Source organism: Cellulosilyticum sp. (genome assembly GCF_982396655.1).
This window is the reverse complement of the sequence record NZ_CEVXFV010000022.1, coordinates 14,528-39,403: the sequence shown is the minus strand read 5'-3', so window position 1 is coordinate 39,403 and position 24,876 is coordinate 14,528. Positions and strand designations below refer to the sequence as shown.

Genomic DNA, 24,876 nt, shown 5'->3' with positions numbered 1-24,876 from the left:
AATCGTCAGTTTTTTTTTATCTACCTAGCCTACTACACTTACCTTAAATTAATCTTAAAGCTATCAATGGTCATGCTTATGATGTGCTGCTGCTTCTATAAGCCACTCATAATATTCATTATAAATCTCTTGACCTACTTCATCTAAACTGCTTAAGCGTTCATATTTCTTTTCTTTCACTATATTATTGGTTTGATCAAATAATTCGCGTGCTTCTTTAATGATTCCTAAAATTTCTCCATCCTGAATAGGATTAAGTCCCGTTGTCATTTCTTCTACCTGAATCATCACCTGTTCATTCATAGGGGTAATCTCTTCTACTGGGGTGCCCAGTTCACTATAATTGACGCGGCTATAAATCGTCTCCATAAGCTCCTGAAAATACATAGCAAATCCATCATGAATAAGTTCTGTATAGCCCGCATCATGAACATATTCCTTATCCGTCGCCTCTGTAGTTATGTCCGCTACCTGTTTGTCTGCATTATCTGCTACTGCCTCATCTATACTCTCTTCTGTGCTTACTTCTTCTTGTATCACAGTATCTTGTGCGATTTCTTCTTTTTTACTTGTTTCATTATTACTTGTTTCATTATTACCGCACCCAGTAATTGCTAAGCATAATACACTCATTAATAATAATTTTTTATATATGCGCATCGAATTATATCTCCATTTTGTCTCATCATTCTAGTAGGGCATGCCCATTTAGGGCTATTATAGTTTAAATGAGAATAATTTGCAATGTTAATTAACTATTTTATTTATCCATAAGCATACTTTACATCTATAAATGATTTATCTGTTATCTCAATTAATAAAGAGGTATCATGAAATTTTCATCTCATAATACCTCCTAAAATTATATTCAATAACCTCACCTAACAAGTTACCTCCTTCAAAGTAACTCATTAACTTTGCCAAAATCAATTCATTAACTTTTTCTTTTCTACCCGCTGACTTGTCCAAAATCTAGCTGGAGTACCCAGAGTCTATTAAGCTACCTTCGGAATAATCTGTTGAGACTCTTAGGGAAGTACTTCAAAGCGTTTTTAGATAGAACGTCCAAACGAAGTGTGTTTTCCACCGTTGCTTTAAAGTACAAACTTAGCGCATCACAGATTATGGAGAGTGTAGCTAGTAGGCTCTGGGTACTCCAGCGACTTATTTTGCGACCAATTCTTTTTCTTTTTCTTTTTTAGAAGAACCCCTCGTGATTATGAAGCTGATTCATTACTTGTTCAACTCTAGCCCTTGCATCTGGACCTGACTCAGCTCCCCTTATAAAACTTACAAGGTATTCTTTCTGCTCATCGGATAGTGTGGCAAAATAGTTCATAGCATCCATATCTTGCCCAAGTTGCATCATTAAGCCTAATGGTAAATCTTCTGCTTCATCGAATTGTGACATAGTTTCCTCCAAAAAATAAATAGTCCTCTACTTATTATTATGAGGATTTTAGTGATTTTTATGTGTGTTTTCTTGTTTTTAGCTTGCCAGTATTGTATAAAAACATAAGCACTGCCATGCCACAAATTAAAATATATCCTAAAATGCTAAATCCGTCTGGAATCTGTGCAAATAAAAAGAATCCAAGAACAGCTGAAAATACGACTTGTGAATAATCATAAACAGAAATTTCCTTAGCCGGTGCATAACAATATGCTGCTGTAATAGCAAATTGACCGCCTGCTGCTGAAAGTCCTGCCAACATTAAAAATCCAAACTGTAGCATCGTCATTGGATGGAAATTAAAGATTAAATAAGGCAGTGTAACTAGACACGAAAAGGCTGAAAAGAAGAATACAATAAACGGTCCTTTTTCACCTTTTTGCCCTAATCTTCTAACAGCTGTATATGCAGCCCCTGCACCTATTCCACCAATCAATCCTATAATAGAAGGTACGAGTGCCATATTACTAAAACTTGGTTTAATGATAAATAAGCTGCCAACAAAGGCAACGATAACACCTAATCCTTGTACTAAGTTGATTTTTTCCTTTAAAAATAAATAACTAAAAATAATTGCAAAGAATGGTGACATCTTATTTAACATAGATGCATCTGAAAGAACTAAATGATCTACTGCATAAAAATTACATAATATACCAATAGTTCCACAGGTTGAACGTAAAATAAGTAGCCCTAAATTTCCCTTAGTCGGTCTAAATCCTTGATGATTCTTTCTTAAAATAATATAAGCAAAAATCATTGCAACTACATTACGGAAAAAGCTCTTTTGTATAGATGGCAAGTCACCTGAAAGTCTTACAAAAGCATTCATAAGTGCAAAACAAAATGCTGCACCTAAAATACAAAGTATTCCTTTATATTTCTGATTCATTTTTCTCCTCACCTTAACTCTTATATTTGTATGCTCAAATGTAAGCATCCTCTTCTATCATAAACAACTATAGCCTTTAATTCTATACTTTATTTTGTATAAATTATATTTGCCATTCAATCTTTATTTCTACATTATCTTTCCACTTAATAAAAAATAACTTTAAAAATAGGTATTTAGACTTTTTATCTCTTAGTCTAAATACCTATTTTCACTCACAATATTTTAAGTCCTTTATTCGCTTGCTTCTTATAAATTAAGAATTTCCACTACATCAAATCCAATATCATCAATAGCTTCTCTTAAAGTTTCATCTGTAGCCTCAGTCTCTACAACCGCATACTTCCCTTCTAAACTTACTTCCACTTCACCTGTTGCAAATGCAGTTAACGTTTCTTTTACATTCCCTGTGCAGTGTCCACAACTCATACCTTCAATCATAATTTTCTTTTTCATTATCAATTCCTCCTTTTATTCATCTAAAATACTTATTAACATATAGTACGTCACATTAGTACCTACTAAATTTCACTATAAACTAGGCATACCCTATACATCATTCTTTGATTTAACCACGAAAGTTTCTAAGGCGCAATGCATTTGCAAGTACAGATACTGAACTTAAACTCATAGCCGCTGCTGCAATCATTGGATTTAAGAGTGGCCCGCCAAAGAGATGAAGCACGCCCATAGCTACTGGAATACCTAATACATTATAACCAAATGCCCAGAATAAATTTTGCTTAATATTTCTAATCGTTGCTTTACTAAGCTTGATGGCTGTAGGCACATCTTTTAAATCACTACGCATTAAAACGATATCTGCTGATTCAATAGCTACATCTGTCCCAGAGCCAATGGCAATACCAATATCTGCTCTTGATAGTGCGGGTGCATCATTGATTCCATCCCCGACCATAGCTACCTTCTTGCCTTCATCCTGAAGACGTTTTACTTCATTTGCTTTATCTTCTGGAAGCACTTCTGCTAGTACAATATCGATACCTACCTGTTTAGCAATCGCATCTGCTGTTCTTTTATTATCACCTGTAATCATGGCTACTTTGATACCCATCTCATGAAGTGTCTCAATCGCTTCTTTGCTGCTTGCCTTTAAAGTATCTGCTACTGCTACAATCCCTAGAAGCTCTGTGCCCATTGCAATATACATTGATGTCTTACCCTCTGCTGCTAATTTGTCACTAACTTCTTCAAGTTCTGTAAGATTTATATGTTTTTCAACCATTAATTTTTTATTTCCAAGTAAAACTATTTTACCCTCAATTTGCACTTCAATTCCATGTCCTGGGATGGCATTAAAGTGTTCTAGTTTTTTAAGTACTAATCCTTTATCTTCTGCTGCTTTTATAATAGCTTCTCCAAGTGGATGCTCAGAGCCTTTTTCACTACTTGCAGCCAGTAATAAAATATCATCTTCTGTATGCGTATTCACTCCATTTTTTGCTAGGACAATATCCGTCACTTTAGGTTTACCTTCTGTTAAAGTTCCTGTTTTATCAAATACTATTGTATCAATTTTATGAGCTGTCTCTAAAGCTTCACCGCCTTTTATCAGCACGCCATTTTCAGCGCCTTTACCTGTTCCAACCATAATAGCCGTTGGTGTAGCAAGCCCTAAAGCACATGGGCAGGCAATGACTAATACTGCAATAAAAATGGTTAGTGCGAAGACTGGTGTTTCCCCCATAATAAGCCAAAATACTGCTGCAAGTATGGCAAGACCTATAACCGTTGGTACAAAGTATGCTGCAATGACATCTGCCATCTTTGCAATAGGCGCCTTTGTACCTTGTGCTTCTTCTACAAGCTTTACAATCTGTGCTAAAGCTGTATCTTTACCGACCTTAGTGGCTTTGTATTTAATAAATCCGGTTTTATTAATACTTGCACCTACTACCTGGCTTCCTACTGTTTTTTCTACTGGAATACTTTCACCTGTAATCATGGCTTCATCAATAGCTGTACTTCCTTCTATAATTTCACCATCTACAGGAAGTTTTTCGCCTGGTTTTACAAGGATAATATCGCCTACTAAAACCTCTTCAATTGGAATAACTTGTTCCTTGCCTTCTCTTACAACAGTTGCTACCTTAGGTGCAAGGCCCATAAGCTTTTTAATAGCATCAGATGTCTTGCCTTTTGATCTTGCTTCTAAATATTTACCTAATGTAATAAGTGCTAGAATCGTTGCTGCTGATTCAAAATAAAGATGCATTGCATAACTGCCATCACCTCTAGCAATTTGTACCATACCATAAATGCTATATAAGAAAGCAGCTGATGTACCAATAGCAATTAATGAATCCATATTGGGACTAAGCTGGAAAAGATTTTTAAACCCAACTTTGTAAAATTTATAACCTACTACCATAACTGGCACAGTTAAAATAAGTTGTACTAATGCAAAGTTAAATGGATTCATCATTGGTTCTATGATATGAGGTAATGGCATTCCCATCATATGCCCCATGCTGATAATCAAAAGTGGTACTGTAAAACCAATTGAAGCTATAAAGCGATAAAATAATAATTGGTCTTCACTATACTTTTTGACCTCTTCCTTCTTTTCCTCCGTACTAACCAGTTTAAATCCAGCCTTACCAACTGCTGCTTTAATCTGACCAATATTTGTTGTACTTTCATCTATTGTTACATTTAGTTTCTCACTGGCAAAGTTAACATTTCCTTGCTCTACCCCTTGAATCTTTCCTACAACACGTTCAATACGATTAGCACAAGCTGAACAGGTCATCCCTTCAATATTAAATGTATAGGATTTACTTTGTGTTTTTACCTTATAACCAGCTTTCTCAATAGCTGCAGTTATTTTCTCTTTATCAACCTTCTCTTCATCATAAGTCACATTTAATGTCTCTGATGCAAAGTTAACATTAGCACTTTCCACCCCCTCTAGCTTTTTCACCACTCTTTCAATACGGCTAGCACAAGCAGAGCAGGTCATACCTTCTATTTTGCTTGTATTTTGTTTCATATAGATTCTCCTTCTAACTCCTCTTTTATTTTGTCATTACCTTTTCTAATATACGAATAATCTCATCAATTTTTTCTTCAGCATGATCCTTATTTTCACAAGCCTCTTTCACACAATGATTCATATGTTGTTCTAAAATAAGTAAGTTTGCACGCTTTAATAAAGATTGTGCTGCTAAAATCTGATTTGAAATATCTACGCAGTAACGCTCTTCTTCTATCATTCTAATAATCCCTTCAATTTGCCCTTTAGCTGTTTTTAGGGATTGCATTGCTTTTTTCTTTTCTTCGTTCACGCTTGTACCTCCTCTCCCCTCCTGGGGGGTGCTATATTTCACATCTTAATCAACTAACTCTAGTTTGTCAACACCTATTTTTTTATATGCACTTTTTTAAGCATACAAAAAAAGCCAGAGAAACACTTTTATTCTAAGTACTTCCCTGGTCTTATTAATCTATTAATCTTAACTTAAAGTTTTTATATTCTCATTCATTAATTTATAGGGTGACTTGCAGCTAAATTACATCGCTCTGCTTCTACCTGATTAAATAACACACTGCCTCCATTACAAAGCCTTTTAGGCATGCCCATATACGATAAACAGTTTTTAAAGTCACAACCTATTATCTTTTGAGGGATACTCATACTATACCCTAGACTATAATCACTATAATAATGTCCCTCTTTATTCCATACACTGCAATCTATAAATTTACTATCTTCTACCCTAATTTCACGTTCCCCACTAGCAAGCGTTGTTCCCTTATCTGCAATGAAATAAATACATCCATTACTATTTTGATAGACATCATATAGATAAACACATTCTTTAAAAAGGCTTTCCTTAATATTTAAACTTAGACAATCATTAATTAGAAACACACGATTATTAAAATATGTAAAAGTGCAGTCTTCTATTATAATCTCGCTTACCCCGTCAAAACATATCGGCGTATCATCTCCTATAATTTCACAGCCTCTAAAAATTACCTTCTGGTTATTTCTAAACTGCCACTTCTTATGCGTTAAATCAATTGCCCAATTCTCAAAAACTAAAACATCTTGCTTAAATACCCAGCGTTCTAATGACATTTCTTCACTTTTAAAAATCTCATTAAAGCTAGGCTTTTCATATAGATTTTTTCTTTCATTCCCATAATACATCACCAATTCATCATTATCTATTAGTCTACCTATTAAAAAAGGTTTTACATAACCGACAAAGTTCTGCATCTTTATCCCTTTAGGAACGCGCTCTATAATTTGCATATAACTCATACTATCTTCTTCTAAAATACAAGTTGCAAGATTCATTAAGAATCTAACTTCCCCCTCTTGAAGTCCTAAAGTTTCACAGATTAAACGTATAAATGCCTTTTGTTCCTTACTTGCCTGCATCAATATTAAGATTGTATCTAATATAAAATTGTATTTTAAAATACTGCCCTTAAAATACTTAAAAAAGCATTCGCCTAAAACTTCTATAAATTTCTTATCTGCTTCCTCTAAAGTAATTTCTAACTTTATCTCATCATCTAAATCAATGCCTTTTATTAGTCGCTCTAGAAAATCAAGTTGTTTTTCATTTACTGCCTTACTATCACTTAAAACTAATTTTAAAAGTTGAATATAGATTTTTTTTATATTTACTTCGCATCTCCCCAGTGGATGTTCTTCTATAGCATAAGCAAAAGTTTTTTGTTTTTCTAAGTAGGCATTAAGTATTGTTAATATTTCCACCCCTAGCTCCTCCTTTGTTTCTTTATTGTATACTAACCTATCTCTAGGTTAAAAGTCTATATTATTTTTGTATAGTATAAAAGCAGACAATATGCTTCATCTTTGCCTCCTATAAGTCTACTAAAATAGTATTATATATACTGCCCGTTGGTGTGTATTCACTATATTCAACTTCTATACGCTCTGCAATATCTGGTACCCCTACTACATAATGAATTGTTTTTGTGCGTCCTGCTGGTAAATAAATTTCATCAGTTAATGTTTCTGCCTCTCTATTATCAACTTCTTGCTCCCCTTTACCATAATATGTACACTCAGCACCATCTATAGTATTAAATCTAAAGAAATAACCACCTTCATCCATATATTCTGCCAATGCCTGATTATTAGTCAACTCAATCTCTATATCCATAAGTTTTTGATCTCTTTTTACTTTATAAATTGAGGCATCTCCTGTAAAAGGCTCAGCTTTTTTTACAACTACAGTATACTTAGTACCTGTCACAGTTTCACGCATCTCATATGTTCTATCAATAGACTGATATCGATTGTTATCAATGATATCTTCCATAATAACATCACTCATTGCAATGACTATAATAAAAAGTGTAATTTTCCCTAACAGTTTTAAAACCATTCCTATCCCATTATCGTTCATCTATGTATCTCCTTTCTGATTAGTCCCCAATAGGTACTGTCACTTCATATGTCTTACCTATTGTATTTCCTCTTGTTGAACTTATATTTAGCTCTGAATATGCGAGTGTTATTTCCGCTACATCTTCATTTACTACATACATTAAGTACCCTGAAGTGTTCCCATCATATTTAAGATCTCTTAAATAAAACATTTTATAGCCAATCTTCTCTAGTATATCTGTTACCTCATAATCAGAAAGTGGTTCTACATAATGATCCCCATCGTATATCCCATAAATATCAGGACTTTCCTCAAAGATTTTACTATCCTTTAAATTATCTGCACTGGCCTTAACCACTACAATTTTCTTACCTTCTGGTAATATATTATTTATACTTTCATTCTGAATGTCTACAGCCTCTTTTATTATAAAATCAAAATCTTCAGTTTCTATGATTTTTCCTACCTCACCTGTTACTAGATTAATTTGTGCTGGTGGGACATTCGCCCTCTTAATTTCTATCTTTCTTTCATTTATGCGATAAAAAGCCATTATAGCAATAACACCCAATGTTAAAATTATCCACGCCTTATTATGTGACTTCTTTTCCTTAATTGCTTGATGAACCATTCCTGCCTTAAAGGGATCATACTGTGCTTCTTGATATGGCCCCCCATTATATTGATTTGTAGCTTTCATTTCCTGGAGTGGATTAAATGTCCCGCATAAAGGACAATACTTATCCTCATCTGCTAGCGCCTCTCCACAATTTATACATGCTCTACTCACTCAATCTTCCTCCTGCTTATAAAATTTATAATATATCCTATTTTATTTGTCTTTATTTTAGCACATTTCCGACTTTATTAGCATTTGATTTGAACAAAAAAAGCTAAAGAACTAAAAGTGATACCACCTTTAGCCTTTAGCCTTTAGCCTTTTTACGATTACCTTATGATTTTGCTTCTACCTCTACCATAAAATGTCCTGTTACATTTTTAGGACTTGCAATATATAGATTTCTCATTGCTTCATAGGGCATCATAAAACCATCATGTATATCCTCAAATATTATAGGATGATCGCCATTACTGCCCTCTTGCTTTACCTTAAAATGAATGTTTTTATCTTCCTCAATTTGACTTATAACGTGCCAAACTAAATATTTTTCCTTGGGAAGCTGTACGGTAGAAAAGTTAAAACTAACACGTTCACCATCCGTTTGTGAGGCCGGAAGACATGCAATTGTTACTGTATTCATGTGAAACACCTCTTTCTTTTTGTTAATATTTTCTCATTCTCTATTTGATATAGTTTTAGTATACGTTATAGTTACCAATTTAATGCATTTTTTAGACTTCTATTAAAAAAAAGACTATCTAAACAGTTTGTCCTCTCATTAAACTGCTTAAATAGTCCTTTTCTCCCTTAACATTATATAAATTTATCCTTTTACCCCTTAAGTTAAAAATAATGCATAGATTACTGTCATGACTCCAGTAATCCCTATAGAAATCCCACTCATTGCCCCTTGTATTTGTCCTAACTCTAATGCCTTAGTTGTTCCCATGGCATGGCTACATGCACCAATCGCTACGCCAGCTGCAATAGGTTCTTTAATACGAAATACTTTTATCATAACAGGTGCCAATATAGCGCCTGCAATTCCTGTAATAATAACAGCTGCTACTGTAACAGGTATAAGCCCTCCTAATTGAGAAGAAACTTCTATAGCAATTGGCGTTGTAACTGACTTAGGTAATAATGAAGCTGTCAAAGTTTCATCTAACTTAAATAACTTACAAAGTATAAATACACTCAACATAGATACTGCTGCTCCTACTGCTGTTCCTATAACAATAGGAAGCCAATTTTTCTTAAGTATTTCCAATTGACTATAAATAGAAATACCCAGTGCCGCTGTAGCAGGTGCTAAAAACATGGTAATAATCTCGCCTCCCATATTATAGTTTTCTATAGGAATTCGGCATACTTGAAGCACTGCAATAATTAATAAAATAGCTATAAGCAGTGGATTTGCAATAGGTGTCTTTAATTTCTTGTTAATCACAATTCCTAATTCAAAAGCAAATATAGATATAATAATTCCAAAATATGGACTAGCTGTGATTTCACTCATTTGTCTTCCTCCTACTATTTTGCCATCTTATCACAAAAGTTACTGTATACGCTGTGGCTGCAAAAGTTAAAATCATTGTAATAATACATACTAAAAAAATTTTAAGGACACTTCCCTTTAGTAAATCATAATTCTCCATAATAGCTACGCCAGAAGGTATAAAGAAAAATGCCATATTCTGAAGCAAGAAGTTAGTCTTAGCCTGAATATGTTCCGTCTTCAACACCTTAAATAACAAGAGTAAAAATAATATAATCATCCCCATTACGCTAGCTGGAAAAGGAAATGGCAATACACTAACAACTACTTGTCCGAGTAGACATATAGCAAATACAATGGCAATTTGTACTATGATTTTCATTTTCTTCACTCCTTATTAATCATCCATTTCTTCTTACTAAAAAATTCTACATCTCCTCCCCAAAATCGTCAATCGCATAAATCCCCTATAAATGGCTTTTTTACAATTTACATTATGTAGAATATGCACTATAGCCGTACACACTAAATAACTAAAATTTATAGAGATAAAATCTATCGTTAGATATAAAAGAAGGAGAGTATAGGAAGTCTTATGATTCCTTCCTATACTCTCCTTCTTTTATATTTCATAAATTTGCCTAACTATGGTTATTTGCAACCATGTTCTCCGCAAGTATGACCTTCGCCATGTTCATGGTCATGATGGCTACACTTTGTATTTGGGTCATAATTTAATTCACCTTTAATAAAAGCTGTAACCTGTGCATCGGCATTTCCTTGTGCCCCTGGATATACTTTAATATTTGCTTCAGCTAAAGCATTTTTAGCACCGCCACCAATGCCGCCACAAATTAAAGTATCTACATTTAAATCTTTAAGAAATCCTGCTAAAGCGCCATGTCCACTACCATTAGTATCCACTACCTTTTGTGAAACAACATTTCCGCCTTCAATCTCATATACCTTAAACTGCTCTGTATGTCCAAAATGACCAAAAACATTTCCATTTTCATAAGTTACTGCAAGAATCATACTTTACGCCTCCTAAAGCTTTTATATTAGTTATTTTATTTCCTAAACTGACACTGACAACGCTCTTTCTGGCATCCACTTTCATGAGCTGCCACACAAGATAAAGTTTCTTCACCTGCAAGTGCTTCCAACTGCCTTGCTGCCTCTAAGAGCACTTCCTTATTGACTTCATAATGTACAAAGTACCCTCTTTTTTCACCTACTAAAATGCCGGCCTCCTTAAGTACCTTCACATGCTGTGATACAGCACTCTCACTCAGCCCTAGCCTTCTAGCAAGTCCCCTCACACAATAATCATGACCCAGAAGAAATTTAATAATCTTCATTCGTGTCTCATCCGATATTGCCTTTAACACTAACGTTAGTTCCATACTATCCCTCATCCAATTAAGTAATTACTTAATTAGATTATACTCCCATTTTTAATTAAGTCAATACTTAATCAAATTTCTTTTTCATCTCTCATTTACACATTCACATAACTTTTTTCACTTCATCATCCACTGCTACTCCCAAAATCTCCACTCTTCACCTAGCTTCACTACTCCCTCCACTCCTTTAAAAATAAAAGTAGAAAAAGAAAAGCGAGACAATCGCCTGTATTCTATCCTGCCTTCGGAGTATTTTAATGTCTCTCTTAGCGAAGACCTTTCAAGGGGTTTTAGGCAGAGTGTTTGAGCATAGCGAGTTTTCTGCCGTTCCTTGAAAGGTTAAGCTTAGAGAGACATAAAATACGGAGAGTGCAGGTAGAATGCAGACGATTGCCTCGCGGCCCTTCTACTTCTTCTACTTCACTTTTACTTTTATAAATTATTCTCTAATGTATTTAATTCTTCTTTAAGTTCTACTGGTAATCTATCTCCGAATTTATCATAGAACTCATGAATACCAACAACTTCTTCTTTCCATAATTCCTTATCTACTTGAAGTAAATTAGCTACTGTATCTTTATCGATATCTAACCCTTCGATATTGATATCTTCTACTTTAGGACCAAATCCAATAGGTGTTTCTACTGCTTCAACTTTGTTTTCACAACGGTCTAAAATCCAGCTAAGTACTCTTAAGTTATCGCCAAATCCTGGCCAAATGAAATTGCCTTCATCATCTGTTCTAAACCAGTTAACGTTGAAAATTTTAGGTGCTTTATCACCAAGTTTGCTACCCATTTCAATCCAATGTTTGAAATAGTCACCCATATGATAACCACAGAATGGAAGCATTGCCATAGGATCACGTCTTACTACACCTACTGCACCTGTTGCTGCAGCTGTTGTTTCAGATGCCATAATTGAACCTACGAATACACCATGATTCCAGTTTCTTGATTCATATACAAGTGGTGCAGTTTTTGCACGGCGTCCACCAAATACGATTGCAGAAATTGGTACACCTTGTGGATTATTGAACTCACTACTGATACATGGGCAGTTTTTAGCTGGTGCTGTGAAACGGCTATTTGGATGTGCGGCTTTTGTATCTTTTGTAGGATCCCATGGCTGACCCATCCAATCAAGTGCATGTGTTGGAGGATTTTTATCAAGTCCTTCCCACCAAACTGTATTTGTATCTAAATTTAAAGCAACGTTTGTAAAGATGGTACCTTCTTCTGTTGTATGAAGTGCATTTGGATTAGATTTTAGGTTTGTTCCAGGTGCTACACCAAAGAAACCATTCTCTGGATTAATTGCCCAAAGTCTACCGTCTGGTCCTTGTCTAAGCCAAGAGATATCATCACCTACACACCATACTTTGTAACCAGCTTTTTGATATACTTCTGGTGGAATAAGCATTGCAAGATTTGTCTTACCACATGCTGATGGGAATGCTGCACAGATATATTTTACTTCACCTTGTGGATTTTCCACACCTAAGATAAGCATATGTTCTGCCATCCATCCTTCATTTTTACCTTGGAAAGATGCAATTCTAAGTGCAAAACATTTTTTACCTAAAAGTACATTACCACCATAAGCTGAGTTAATTGACCAGATTGTATTATCTTCTGGGAAGTGGCAGATATATCTATTTTCTTCATCGATATCAGCTTTTGAATGGAGCCCTCTTACGAAGTCATTAGATGTCTCTCCTAGTTGAGTGAAAGCATCTTTTCCCATTCTTGTCATAATATCCATGTTAAGAACTACATAAGTAGAGTCTGTAAGTTCTACACCTACTTTAGAAAACTCTGAGCCAATAGGTCCCATCGAATAAGGAATAACATACATTGTGCGGCCTTTCATAACGCCATCAAACATTTTGCCAAGTTTGGCATACATAACTTGTGGATCTTCCCAGTTATTTGTTGGACCAGCATCTTCTTTGTTTCTAGAACAAATAAATGTTCTATGTTCAACTCTGGCTACATCATTTGGCTCTGTACGATGTAAATAACAGTTAGGTAACTTTTCTTCATTAAGTTTAATCATTTCTCCTGATTCTACACTTTGCTTTCTAATTTCATCTAACTGCTCTTTTGAGCCATCAATCCATACTACTTTGTCTGGTTTTGTTAGGGCTACCATTTCCTCTACCCAATTAAGAACGTTTTTATTGCTTGTTAACATTTTTTGACTCCTTTCCTATCTATCGTCCTATTTTTTTAATAATTCGCCTTACTACGCATCATTATAGCGTAACCCTAACCATTTTAAAATACGAAATTTTTGTTGTATTTTTACTATTATAAATATTTTTTATTTTTAATAATAATTTCTGAATTTTATTTATAATCAACTTCAAATTCTCTTGATGTAATGCCCTTCTTAATGCTACATTCTCATCATTCTATCTCTTTTTTAACCATTATTTTTTTATTATTTAATCTACATTTCTAATTAATATTTTTTTAGTATTTTAGGTCACTTAAATCATTGCGCTAATATACTATATAAGCTTTTCAATTCTTCCTTCTTGACCTTTCCACTATTTGTTTTAGGAAAACGTCCTATACGAATAATATACTTAGGAATTTTATACTTAGCTAAACCTTTCCTTAATGCGCGTTTAATCTGCTCTATATGTAAGGGCTCTTCATCTTCAGGTACTACAAATGCACATATTTCCTCTGTCTTATAAACATCTGGTACACCTACAACTACTGCCTCTTTTATTTCTTCCATTTGCACTAATGCATCTTCTATTTCAGCAGGGCATATATTTTCGCCCCCCTTAATGATGATATCTTTCAATCTTGATTTAATATATAAATACCCCTCCTCATCTAAATATCCCAAATCACCTGTATGTACCCAGCCTTCTTTATTAATAGTTTTCTTGGTTGCCGTTTCATTCTTTAAATATTCCATCATACAGTAAGGACTACGAATTAAAATTTCTCCTCGTTCATTAGGCCCTAATATAATTTCTTTTCCGTCTTTGTTTTCAGGACTGATTATCTTAATCTCTACATTTTCTAATGCTTTTCCTGTCGTACACATACGCTTCTCCCAAGGGTCCTTCATACTAATGCCTGTTGCTGCTAACGTTTCTGTTTGACCAAAAGCTTGTAAAAGTTCCCCCATGCCTAACTCTTCAGTAATACGCTTATAAAGTTTAGTCGCTACATAAGAGCCTGCAATTAATCCTGTCCGAAGCGAACTTATATCATAGTCCCTATATTCATCTAGCAAAAATAAAAACATCGTGGGGACCCCATTAAAAATAGTGCAACGCTCTTTTTCTATAATCTCTAATACTGTATTCGTTTTAAACTTCTCTACTAAAGTAATTTTTCCACCAAATGCCAGAACCGGCATAATCCCATATAAACACCCCATCATATGTGCTAAAGGTGTACAAACGAGTGCATTATCTTGTTGGTTCGCATCTGCCTGTTTATAAGATAAAGTCTTATTATAGGCCGCAATGGCACTTAAAATAGCACTATGCTTCATTAATACTGCCTTAGGTTCACTAGTTGTTCCTGAGGTAAATAAAATTAAAGCTGGATCCATAGCCGTTACAGTCATATTACGTTCTTCAATTGTAGCCGTTTCAATTGTCTTTCCTAAATCAATGATAAATTGGTTTGCATATTCCCATATGATTACACGATAATCTTTTTCTTTACCTATTATATAATTCATATCATCTGTAAATAATATTCTTGCTCCTGTATGCTTCATGGCATGTGCTACTTCTACTGGTGTTAATCCAGCATTTAAACCCACTACAATAATTCCTAACTTAAATCCTGCCCATTGCATAGCAAGCCACTCTGGAGTATTACTCGACTTAATGGCGATTAAATCACCTTTGTTGAGGCCTAATGCAACTAGTCCCTTTTCAACATCACATACATACTGACGGAACATTTCATATGTATAAGTTGCTCCTGTTGTTGGAAAATATATACATTCATTTTGACTATATTTATCACACACCTCATCTAAAAAATCCCCTAATACTTGCTTCATTTTCTCCCTCCAGGAATATAGTAAAATATTTTATTTTTTAAAATTTTAAATACATTTTAAACTTTAACATACCATATATTCATAGTCAAATATAGAAAAATAAAAAGGACGTTGACATCCCTACTAGGGTGTCAACGTCCTTTTTATACGCCTGAATTATTTCTTTCATCACTTGCTGAATCTACATTATCCATAATATATACGCCATCTGTCATACATGAAGCTGGTATAGGTGTAACTTCCATCAATACATCCTCTAAATAAGATGGGCAATCTATTTCATTATTTAATCTACGATCATTAAATATATTATTTACTCTATCAATAAGTTCTGCCTCTACTTGCAATTCATTCATCTTATCTAGCACTTGCCTTGTTTCATAAATCTTGCATCCACCTTGTTCCGCTACAGAAGCAACATAGGTATAGCCTATTTCTACAGGTGTCATTGTTTCATAAGTAAATTCCTGATCATCACAATATCCATTCAGTGCCTGATTATCTTTTTCTAAGCAATATTCTTCAACTTGTGAACTATGATCAAAACATATTAGCTTATTATGAGGTGATAATACAACATATTTCATAGCCTTCATATCCCTTTCTCTAACTTATATATGCTAGTATGTGACCGCCACAGCTGAATTATACTGACATTAAATCAAATTACATTACTTCTTTCTTCTCAGAACGCTTTTATCTATTTGACCACTCGTATTTGCAACTGTTGTTGCACTAATAAGTGTTCCGCTTACGTTGAGCATTGTTCTTCCCATATCAATAATTGGGTCAATAGCAATTACACCACCAATAAGTGGGAAGTATGCACCCATTCCCATCCCTGCAACAACTACTGATACAGCAATCGTTGCAGAACCAGGAAGGCCTGCAATCCCTAATGAACTAATGGTAATTACAATGACTAACATGATGTAGAAACTTAAGTCCATCGGTGTTCCTGTTATTTGCGCTAACATAATTGTCACGATAGCTGGATAAATACCCGCACAACCATTCATACCCATATTCGCACCCAAGCTTCCTACAAAGCTAGCTACACCTTCTTCTACACCAACTTTTTGATGAAGTGTTTCAATAGTAACTGGTAATGTTCCTAAACTTGAACGTGAAGTAAATGCTAATACTAAAGGTTCCGTTACAGCTTTTAGATAAGCAATTGGATTAATACCATTTAATGCTGCAATAATTAAATGCACTACAAACATAATAGCTATGGCTATATATATAGCGATTATAAATTTAAATACAGAAGCTAATGCACCAATACCTCTAGCTGTAATTGTATTTGCGAGTAAGGCAATTACTGCATATGGCATAAATTTAATAATTGTCATAGCTACACTTAAAATAATTTTATAAAAAGCTTCTATCCACTTTACAAATGGTTCAATAGTTTCACCATGCTTTTTGCTCATACGTCTAATCGCTACACCTATGAAGCTTGCAAATATTACCACTGCTACGATATTGGCATCTGCCATAGCCTTTACTGGATTAGAAGGCAGAAGTCCTCTAAATGTTTCTACAATAGAACTCATTTCTCGGATTTGTGCTTCTTCACCTACAATTTGCATTCCTGCTTGAAAATCAAAGAGATTTCCAATAAAGATTCCAATAAACGCTGCAATAAGTGTTGTTCCTAAAAGCATACCAATTGATTTTGCTGTTAGTTTTCCTAAATTATCTCCCTGCATATTCATAATCACACGAGTGATTGATAAAAATACAAGCGGTACTACTAACATTTTAAGTAAATCCATAAAGCCATTTCCTACAAGGCCATACCAGCTGCTGACTTCTTTCAGCCATTGTACATCTCCTGGTACTTCAGGAAATCCCGCTACAAGCTGAATAAGTACACCTAATACTAAACCAATGACTGTTCCTGTAATCATACGAATAGAAAATTTCACTTTACGCTTTTCCATCATATGAATTACAACAAACAACCCTATAAGTACAGCTATAAACATTACTGTTTTTAAGTTACTCAGTAATAAGAACTCTGTTAAAAAAGTACTTTGTCCCATTTCTAGTCCTCCATGTCGCCAAAATGATTAAGTCTATTTGCTTCTTGTGAAAGCTATTTCATAATAATAATACATCTCACTTAGGAAGTCTAGATACAAATTCCGTTTTTTCCTACTTTTTTACTGGGAATTAACTTTTTTTAAGATTGTATGACAACAAAAGGCTCATTCAAGCTAATAAGTTCCTGCTCTACTTGTGTTAAACTTTCATTTACATTATTTACATCATTTACATTTTGTTCCTGATTTAAAATAAAACTTGGGTCTATCGGTATTTGATTTACACGATATTCAAAATGTAAATGCGGTGTTGTACTCTCACCACTATTACCCGAAAATCCTATAATTTGCCCTTTAGTTACTTTGTCGCCAAGATTTACTGCATAGGCATCTAAATGCATATACCATGTCTGAATGCCACCGCCATGGTCTAACATAATTATATGCCCGCCACCTGCATCCACACCTTTTGAATCTGGGGCTGCTTTAATTACTGTGGCATCGGCTACAGCGTAGATAGGTGTTCCGATTGGCAATCTTAGGTCAGTGCCCTGGTGTGTATAGCCATTTCTTAAGTCTCCAAAAGGAGAGATTACTTCTGCCGCTACATTAATCGGTCTTATGTACGTATTGTTACTTTGAAATTCTAAGCTTGTTGTTATTTGGATTTGTGTATCTGCTATTGTCGGTGTCGTTTGTGCCATAATTGGTGCTGCTAAAACGAGCACTGCACTACTTAAGCAGTTCATCCATCTTCGCCTCGTCATATAGGTAAATCCTCCTTTTTACGTCATATTTTCTTATAGTATTTCTTTAATGTATCGGCATTTTTGTCTCTTAGTATAAGTTTTTTGACACATAAAGTTTGTATTTTTAGACATACTAGGACTAATGATACTGACACTTCAAGCAATCTATAGAAAGGATTTACCTATGAGACAGCTTTTAAAATATCTTGTACTTTTCTGTACTGGTGGCCTTAGTTATCTGCTCATTGAAATACTTTATAGAGGCCATACACATTGGACAATGGGCATTTTAGGTGGTATTTGTTTTGTTTTAATGGGACTTATTAATAATATTTTAGGTTTCGAAACCTCCCTTATTCTTCAAATGTTTATTTCTGCATTAATCATCACAGTATTAGAATTTTTAAGTGGCCTGCTCCTCAATGTTTACTTAGGTCTTAATATTTGGGATTATAGCCATCTTCCTTTTAACCTTATGGGACAAGTCTGTCTGCCTTTCTCTATCATTTGGTTCTTTTTATCTCCTCTTGGCATATTCGCAGATGACTTTATTAGGTGGAAATTATTTCATGAACCAAAACCTCACTATCATCTTTAAACTATCCATTTTTTGTGAAATGACTTATACTAGAAACATGTTACTAGTCTTTTGTATGGGAGGTTCGAGATGTTATCGCAGAAAATTGGAATAAGTGGTAGTACACTCAAGATTATTGCTATTATTACTATGTTGATTGACCATATCGGGGGAATTTTGTTTCCACAATATGTTTTTCTAAGAATTATTGGGAGACTTGCTTTCCCTATTTTTTGTTTTTTATTAGTAGAAGGCTTTCTACATACTCATAATGTGTACAGCTATGCCTTACGCTTAGGTCTCTTTGCACTTATCTCAGAGGTTCCTTTTGATTTAGCAATCTATCACGTTCCCTTTTATCCCTATCATCAAAATGTCTTCTTTACACTACTTATAGGACTCTTAGTACTTATTGGATTTAAAAATTTTCAAGAACGTCCATTTATTCAGCTTATGATATTTGCCGTAGGTGCTTTTCTAGCTTTAAAATGCCAGGTGGATTATGGGGTATTCGGTGTTGCCATGATTGTTCTTATTTATCTCTATAGCATACATCATAACTTCCTTATTCTTGCCTTAGGATTTGTTTTCCTAAACTTCCTTGCTAAAGGCATACAATGTTTCGGTGCTTTAGCAATTCTTCCTATTGCACTCTACAATGGTAAACGCGGCATTTCACTTAAATATATATTTTATATTTTTTATCCAGCGCATTTACTTACTTTATATTTTATCTATCTTTTCAAATATGTTTATAAATAAAGAGAGTGCCTCAGGCACTCTCTTTATTTATGGAATATATCTTCTATTGAATGTGTTACAAGGGTTAAATAATTTTGCGCTGCTTCTTCTGCACCAATTAACATCCCTGTTCCTAACCATACTTTTACAACAAAGGTTAATCCTTTCGCATAATACATGGCAACAGTACTGGGTTTTAAAATGCTGTTATGATGCTTATCCTCATCGCCAAACACTTTAAAGTTTTTTATAAATAATCTCAAAAAATTAGTATAAAAAATTTCTTCAAAATCATTTTGTCCTTCTATTTTTACAATTTTCATAAAGAACGCCTTATTAGCTTCTATCTGAATAAACATCAGCCTAATGGCTTCAATAGGTTTTCCTTGGCTAATAAGCTTTTCAGCCAAGTTAAACACTTCTTCTTTACAAATATATTCTACTACTTCATATTTATCTATAAAGTGATGATAAAAGGTGGAACGAATGACACCTGCACGGTCTGTAATCATCTTTACTGTAATTTTATCAAAAGCATGTTCCTGTAAAAGCGCTTTAAAGCTTTGGACTAATATGTCTTTTGCATCTCTTTTACTCATTTGTTCCTCCTTACACTAATCATCTTATTTATCTTGTAACATTGCAAAGCCATTTTTTACTCTTATAACGCCAATATGTTAGAGGTAGTTTTATAATTTCATCACACATTAACAATATGTATACAATCGTTACTGGCCATTTTAAAACAAAGGCAGCAAGTGCACCTAATAAAATAGAACCACCCCACATTGTCGTTACATCTATAATAAGCCCGAACTTAGTATCCCCACCTGCTCTAAAGACACCTACTACAAGGGTTGTATTAATAGACTGTGCAAAAGTAAAGTAAGACATAATCATCATCATCATAGATAAATAGCCTTTTGCCTCCTCTGATAATGTTAATACATTCATCACAATAGGTCTTACACCTAAAACAACTACTGCACCTAACATCCCTGCATAAATACTAAGGCGTAAAAATCGCTTGCCATATTCTTCTGCCAGTTTCTCATTATTTTCACCAATCGTCTTACCGATTACAATAGCTGCTGCATTGGCTATTCCGAAGGCTACAACCATCGCTAACTGCCTTGTTACTTGTGCTACTGAATTTGCTGCTACAACTGAGCTACCAATATGCCCAATGACAATGGCATTTGTTGAACAAGCTGCCCCCCATAAAAGTTCATTTGCAATAACTGGGGAAGCATATTTGAGAAAGTCTTTTATAAGCAATTTATCTCTTACAAATAAATCTCTAAATCTAAAGGTAATAACTTTATTAATTTTCTTCGCATAAATCATTACAATAATAAGTTCCACAATACGTGTTATAAGTGTCGCTATAGCTGCCCCTTGAATGCCTAATTTAGGGAAAGGCCCTACGCCAAATATCAAAAGAGCATTAAGCGTAACATTTAGAAGTAACGAATTAGAATATACAATAGTAGAAATCACAACCTTCTCTACACTACGCATAATATTAAGATATACCATTGTTATAGCAATTGGTACATACGAAAAAGCAATGATTCTTAAGTATTTAACACCCTCATCTATAACATTTACTTCCTTCGTAAAAATATGCATGATAGGTCTTGTAAATAATAGTACAGCGGCGGTAAATACAATACTTACAATCATAGCAAACCGCATAGCTATCCCCATGATTTTCTCAATGGTCAGCATATCTCTTTTTCCCCAGTACTGGGCTGTTAGAACAGCGGCACCTGAAGTAATGCCAAAGAAAAAGAGTGTGAGTATAAATTGTACCTGTCCAGCCAGAGAAGAGGCTGATAATACAGTCTCTCCTACCTTCCCTAACATCATAACGTCTGCTGAAGTAATGGCTGTATTAATTAAATTCTGTATTGCCATAGGCATAACTAAGGCAAATACCATCTTATAAAATGACTTATTAGCTTCCTTCATATGTCTCTCCATTTCAATATCTTATTTCTTATTTCGTTTTAAGTCTTCGATAACGATTAATCATGCTGCACACCTCATAAGTCCTTGGAAGCGCTAAACTACCAGAATAGCCGCTACAGCCTGAAAGTACTGTAAGCCCTTCTTTTTCAATCTTTTTATAAAGTATTTGGGTACATTCTTTTAAACTATGTTTATCATCAATAATATTTTTTGCCATATATTCTAAAATAGCACCTAATGCATGCGTCTGATTATATTCCACCAGCTGTTCCACATAGCTTAAATCAATGCTACTCTCGCCATAGGTAATAGTCTCTAAACTTCTCGTTTTAATCTTAGAATCCCTCTCACCTTTTGGAAAACTATTTTTAAGCGGAATACGACTTGTAATTTCTCCAAAGCTTTCACCTAACTGACGCGTTCTTGTTTCGCCCATTTCTCTTGCAATCGTTTTTGCTTTATCTGTCACATCTTCTAAATAATATTCATCTAACATAATAACATGATCGGCTACATCAAAATAATCACCACTACCACCTACAACCATAATCGTTGAAACATCTTTTTGTGTCTTGAGCTGCTCTACCTTATCAATAAATGGTGTAATAGGTTCTTTTTCTTTAGCCACCAATTTTTGCATGCGGCCATCACGAATCATAAAGTTTGTTGCAGATGTATCTTCATCTATAAGTAACACTTTACTTCCCGCTTCTAAAGCTTCCATGACATTAGTTGCCTGAGATGTACTCCCACTAGCATTTTCAGTTGTAAACCTTACTGTATCCTTATGATTTGGCAAGTTATTAATAAATGGACTAATATTTACATTCACTACACTGCGTCCATCTTCAGCACGAATTTTCATAGCATCTTCGCGGGTAATAACAAGCTCTCTCCCATCTCCTGGGATATGATTATATACCCCTTTTTCAATTGCCTGTAATAAAGTTGACTTACCGTGATAGCCTCCTCCTACAATAAGCGTAATACCTTTTGGAATACCGAGTCCCTTTACCTTGCCTCTAAAAGGAAGTACCATTTCTATCTCTAAACTAGCTGGGCTTTTAAATGGCACCCCATTTTTAAGCGGTGCTTCAGAAATACCACTCTTTCTAGGTAATATTGCCCCATTTGCCACAAAGGCTACTAAATCTCTTCTTACAAGCTCTTCACGAATAAAGGCTTGGTCTTCCATTAATTCTACCTGTTGTTGTAACTTACTACTTTCTATTCTTTTATAATAAAGAGATGCTTCTACAATCTTAGGTAATGCCTCACATAAAACATAAGTCGCCGACTTACCAAGTACCCTTCTACCAGCCGCTGGCAGTCCTACTTCGCATCTTACTTCTATCTGCTTCTCATTAATAATAACTGCTGTTCTCTCTAAAATTTGTGCACTGCAACGTGCAATTGTAATCACACCACTTTTTCCTGAACCCCTTACGCCATCATAATACTTCTCAATATTATCCGAGAAATTTCTTGTTAGGAAATCTGCTACTGCAATGCGTCTATTTTTAGTTGCTACAAGCTCCTTTGGCATGCCTGCTACATTTAAATCCATAAACACACGTATTTTAGATGGACTTGCAAAAGGGTCTCCCTGTACATGCTGTACTTCAATAATATAATCTTCAAATTTATAACTTCCCTTAATTTCTTTATAAGCACCATAACTTTTACCATCTAAGCTCATCAGCAATTTTTGTAATTCTCTATTATCCTTCATTTTCCTCACCTTTTATCATGTTATATCCATATTGTTTTTTACACTTCACTCAGTTTTAATACGCATTGTCCATTCCTTTAAGGATAATATATATTAATGAAAATTTCAAACCTCCCTACGCTACAAAAAAGCAAGATGCTTTCCCCCTTTCTTCTTAGGTTTCAAGCATCTTGCTTTATCTTTAATTTTCCCCTGTTTATTTTTCATTTCTAATTCTCATTTTTATTTCTTAATTTTTCATGCCTTATCTTTTATTTCCAGCAAGTAAGCCCCTCATATAAGTCTTCATACTTCTTAGCAGATGTATACCAAGAGAAGTTAGCTTCCATGCCACGGCGCATCATCGCACGCCAAGCTTCTGGTCTATCATAGTAAACGCTCTTCGCATAGTTAATAATATTTAACATTTCATGGGCATTGTAATTTCTAAAGGAGAATCCTGTACCTGTATTTTCAATTTCATTATAAGGCTGAACAGTATCCTTAAGCCCACCTGTTTCTCTAACAATAGGTACCGTACCATAACGTAAAGCCATTAATTGTGATAACCCACATGGCTCAAATCTTGAAGGCATCAAGAAAGCATCTGCTGCTGCATAAAGTTTATGTGCTAGATCATCTGAATAATAAATATTGGCAGATACATTACGCGGTTTAATCCACTGATAATGTTTAAACATATTCTCATATTGTGCTTCTCCTGTACCAAGTACAACAAGCTGGGTATTGCCATCACAAATCTGGTTCATTACCCAATCAATAAGGTCGAGTCCTTTTTGATCTGTAAGTCTTGAAATAATCGCTAACATAAATTTATTTCTATCTACTGGCAAACCTAATTGTTTTTGAAGTTCTAACTTATTATGTACTTTAAATGCTCCAAAATTAGTGATGTCATAATTCTTATATAGATGTGGATCTTTATTTGGATCATATTCTTTATAATCAATACCATTTAATATGCCACATAGTGATTGATTTCTTGCTCTAAGTAATCCATCTAACCCTTCTCCATAGTATTGCTGTTGAATTTCCCTCGCATATGTATTACTTACCGTTGTAATATAATCGGCATAAACAAGCCCGCCTTTAAGCATATTGGCATCTTTATGAAATTCTAGCTTATCAGGTGTAAAAAGTTCTGCTGGCAATCCACTAATTCCCCTTATCGTTTTCAAATCCCATATACCTTGGAATTTTAAATTGTGAATTGTCATGATTGTTTTGATACCCCAGAAAAATGGATTACTTGCAAATATCGTTTTTAAATACACTGGCACTAATGATGATTGCCAGTCATGACAATGAATGATATCAGGTTTAAAATCAATAACTGGTAGAATTGCAAGTACTGCTTTACAGAAGAATGTAAACTTCTCAATATCAAAGCGGGTTGTACTATAAGGCGCCCAACCACTAAAATAATACTCATTATCCACAAAGTAGAAAGTAACACCTTCATATACTGTTGTCATAATCCCTACATGTAATTTTTCCCTTTGCCAACCAATATCCATATAGAAATGATGCACATAGTTAAATTTATTGCGGTATTCAGGAGGAATACACGTATAATAAGGAATAATTACACGTACATCATACTTTGTTTTATCAAACATCTTAGGCAGTGTTCCTACTACATCTGCTAAACCTCCCGTTTTAATAAAGGGCACACATTCTGAAGCTACAAACAATACTTTTTTCATTTTCTTCCCCCATTTCCTTTTACACATTAGTTTAT

Annotated in this window: 24 protein-coding genes and 1 pseudogene; 2 read left to right on the top strand and 23 right to left on the bottom strand. The window is 34.5% G+C overall.

Features of this window, described 5'->3' with window-relative positions:
• Positions 1–63: 63 nt before the first annotated feature.
• The 19 genes and pseudogenes from AC1VAQ_RS11010 to AC1VAQ_RS10920 form a co-directional block, all read right to left on the bottom strand.
• Entirely contained in the window at positions 64–660 is a 597-nt protein-coding gene (locus AC1VAQ_RS11010; RefSeq protein ID WP_302598366.1) for a hypothetical protein, read from the bottom strand.
• A gap of 538 nt (positions 661–1,198) precedes the next feature.
• Positions 1,199–1,411, bottom strand: coding sequence for a hypothetical protein (locus tag AC1VAQ_RS11005; protein WP_302598365.1), 213 nt, complete (start codon positions 1,409–1,411; stop codon positions 1,199–1,201).
• 58 nt (positions 1,412–1,469) lie between these two features.
• Positions 1,470–2,345, bottom strand: coding sequence for a DMT family transporter (locus tag AC1VAQ_RS11000; RefSeq protein ID WP_302598364.1), 876 nt, complete (start codon positions 2,343–2,345; stop codon positions 1,470–1,472).
• 249 nt (positions 2,346–2,594) lie between these two features.
• Positions 2,595–2,801 carry a heavy-metal-associated domain-containing protein gene (locus tag AC1VAQ_RS10995; protein ID WP_302598363.1) on the bottom strand — a complete coding sequence of 69 codons (207 nt, stop codon included), beginning with the start codon at positions 2,799–2,801 and terminating at the stop codon, positions 2,595–2,597.
• A 112-nt stretch (positions 2,802–2,913) separates the two neighbouring features.
• Entirely contained in the window at positions 2,914–5,358 is a 2,445-nt protein-coding gene (locus tag AC1VAQ_RS10990; RefSeq protein ID WP_479903898.1) for a heavy metal translocating P-type ATPase, read from the bottom strand.
• 25 nt (positions 5,359–5,383) lie between these two features.
• On the bottom strand, positions 5,384–5,653 hold the full coding sequence (locus tag AC1VAQ_RS10985) for a metal-sensing transcriptional repressor (RefSeq protein ID WP_302598361.1): 270 nt from the start codon (positions 5,651–5,653) through the stop codon (positions 5,384–5,386).
• Positions 5,654–5,850: 197 nt separating this feature from the next.
• On the bottom strand, positions 5,851–7,098 hold the full coding sequence (locus tag AC1VAQ_RS10980) for a hypothetical protein (protein WP_302598360.1): 1,248 nt from the start codon (positions 7,096–7,098) through the stop codon (positions 5,851–5,853).
• 109 nt (positions 7,099–7,207) lie between these two features.
• Positions 7,208–7,756 carry a hypothetical protein gene (locus tag AC1VAQ_RS10975; protein ID WP_302598359.1) on the bottom strand — a complete coding sequence of 183 codons (549 nt, stop codon included), beginning with the start codon at positions 7,754–7,756 and terminating at the stop codon, positions 7,208–7,210.
• Between the two features lie 19 nt (positions 7,757–7,775).
• Entirely contained in the window at positions 7,776–8,528 is a 753-nt protein-coding gene (locus AC1VAQ_RS10970) for a zinc ribbon domain-containing protein (protein WP_302598358.1), read from the bottom strand.
• A gap of 163 nt (positions 8,529–8,691) precedes the next feature.
• Entirely contained in the window at positions 8,692–9,000 is a 309-nt protein-coding gene (locus AC1VAQ_RS10965) for a hypothetical protein (protein ID WP_303243796.1), read from the bottom strand.
• A gap of 198 nt (positions 9,001–9,198) precedes the next feature.
• The gene (locus AC1VAQ_RS10960) at positions 9,199–9,879 is read right to left on the bottom strand and encodes an LrgB family protein (RefSeq protein WP_302598356.1); all 681 of its coding nucleotides are present in this window, start codon (positions 9,877–9,879) and stop codon (positions 9,199–9,201) included.
• Positions 9,872–10,240, bottom strand: a complete 369-nt coding sequence (locus AC1VAQ_RS10955; protein ID WP_302598355.1) for a CidA/LrgA family protein — start codon at positions 10,238–10,240, stop codon at positions 9,872–9,874. The genes AC1VAQ_RS10960 and AC1VAQ_RS10955 overlap by 8 nt, the downstream gene beginning before the upstream one ends.
• Before the next feature lie 269 nt (positions 10,241–10,509).
• A pseudogene (locus tag AC1VAQ_RS10950) lies at positions 10,510–10,893 on the bottom strand (NifB/NifX family molybdenum-iron cluster-binding protein); the annotation flags it as partial.
• Between the two features lie 35 nt (positions 10,894–10,928).
• Positions 10,929–11,264, bottom strand: coding sequence for an ArsR/SmtB family transcription factor (locus tag AC1VAQ_RS10945; protein WP_302598353.1), 336 nt, complete (start codon positions 11,262–11,264; stop codon positions 10,929–10,931).
• A 432-nt stretch (positions 11,265–11,696) separates the two neighbouring features.
• Positions 11,697–13,460, bottom strand: a complete 1,764-nt coding sequence (locus AC1VAQ_RS10940) for a phosphoenolpyruvate carboxykinase (GTP) (RefSeq protein ID WP_303243797.1) — start codon at positions 13,458–13,460, stop codon at positions 11,697–11,699.
• 303 nt (positions 13,461–13,763) lie between these two features.
• Positions 13,764–15,311, bottom strand: coding sequence for a class I adenylate-forming enzyme family protein (locus AC1VAQ_RS10935; protein ID WP_302598351.1), 1,548 nt, complete (start codon positions 15,309–15,311; stop codon positions 13,764–13,766).
• Between the two features lie 143 nt (positions 15,312–15,454).
• Positions 15,455–15,898 carry a hypothetical protein gene (locus AC1VAQ_RS10930; protein WP_302598350.1) on the bottom strand — a complete coding sequence of 148 codons (444 nt, stop codon included), beginning with the start codon at positions 15,896–15,898 and terminating at the stop codon, positions 15,455–15,457.
• 84 nt (positions 15,899–15,982) lie between these two features.
• On the bottom strand, positions 15,983–17,362 hold the full coding sequence (locus tag AC1VAQ_RS10925; protein ID WP_302598349.1) for a cation:dicarboxylate symporter family transporter: 1,380 nt from the start codon (positions 17,360–17,362) through the stop codon (positions 15,983–15,985).
• 140 nt (positions 17,363–17,502) lie between these two features.
• Positions 17,503–18,129 (bottom strand): M23 family metallopeptidase, encoded by a 627-nt coding sequence (locus AC1VAQ_RS10920; RefSeq protein WP_303243799.1) that lies wholly within the window; start codon positions 18,127–18,129, stop codon positions 17,503–17,505.
• 124 nt (positions 18,130–18,253) lie between these two features.
• Between AC1VAQ_RS10920 and AC1VAQ_RS10915 the strand changes: the two genes are divergently transcribed.
• Together AC1VAQ_RS10915 and AC1VAQ_RS10910 are read left to right on the top strand one after the other, a co-directional pair.
• The gene (locus AC1VAQ_RS10915) at positions 18,254–18,709 is read left to right on the top strand and encodes a putative ABC transporter permease (protein WP_479903897.1); all 456 of its coding nucleotides are present in this window, start codon (positions 18,254–18,256) and stop codon (positions 18,707–18,709) included.
• Positions 18,710–18,778: 69 nt separating this feature from the next.
• Complete coding sequence (locus tag AC1VAQ_RS10910; protein ID WP_479903896.1) at positions 18,779–19,450, top strand: TraX family protein; 672 nt, start codon at positions 18,779–18,781, stop codon at positions 19,448–19,450.
• Positions 19,451–19,473: 23 nt separating this feature from the next.
• Here AC1VAQ_RS10910 and AC1VAQ_RS10905 read toward each other — a convergent pair whose 3' ends face one another.
• The 4 genes from AC1VAQ_RS10905 to glgA all read right to left on the bottom strand — a co-directional run bounded on the left by AC1VAQ_RS10905 (position 19,474) and on the right by glgA (position 24,841).
• On the bottom strand, positions 19,474–20,028 hold the full coding sequence (locus tag AC1VAQ_RS10905; protein WP_302598341.1) for a TetR/AcrR family transcriptional regulator C-terminal domain-containing protein: 555 nt from the start codon (positions 20,026–20,028) through the stop codon (positions 19,474–19,476).
• A 28-nt stretch (positions 20,029–20,056) separates the two neighbouring features.
• Positions 20,057–21,403 (bottom strand): MATE family efflux transporter, encoded by a 1,347-nt coding sequence (locus AC1VAQ_RS10900; protein WP_330697576.1) that lies wholly within the window; start codon positions 21,401–21,403, stop codon positions 20,057–20,059.
• 28 nt (positions 21,404–21,431) lie between these two features.
• The gene (locus AC1VAQ_RS10895; protein WP_302598338.1) at positions 21,432–23,135 is read right to left on the bottom strand and encodes an ABC-ATPase domain-containing protein; all 1,704 of its coding nucleotides are present in this window, start codon (positions 23,133–23,135) and stop codon (positions 21,432–21,434) included.
• Positions 23,136–23,386: 251 nt separating this feature from the next.
• Positions 23,387–24,841, bottom strand: coding sequence for a glycogen synthase GlgA (glgA, locus tag AC1VAQ_RS10890; protein WP_302598337.1), 1,455 nt, complete (start codon positions 24,839–24,841; stop codon positions 23,387–23,389).
• Positions 24,842–24,876: the final 35 nt, after the last annotated feature.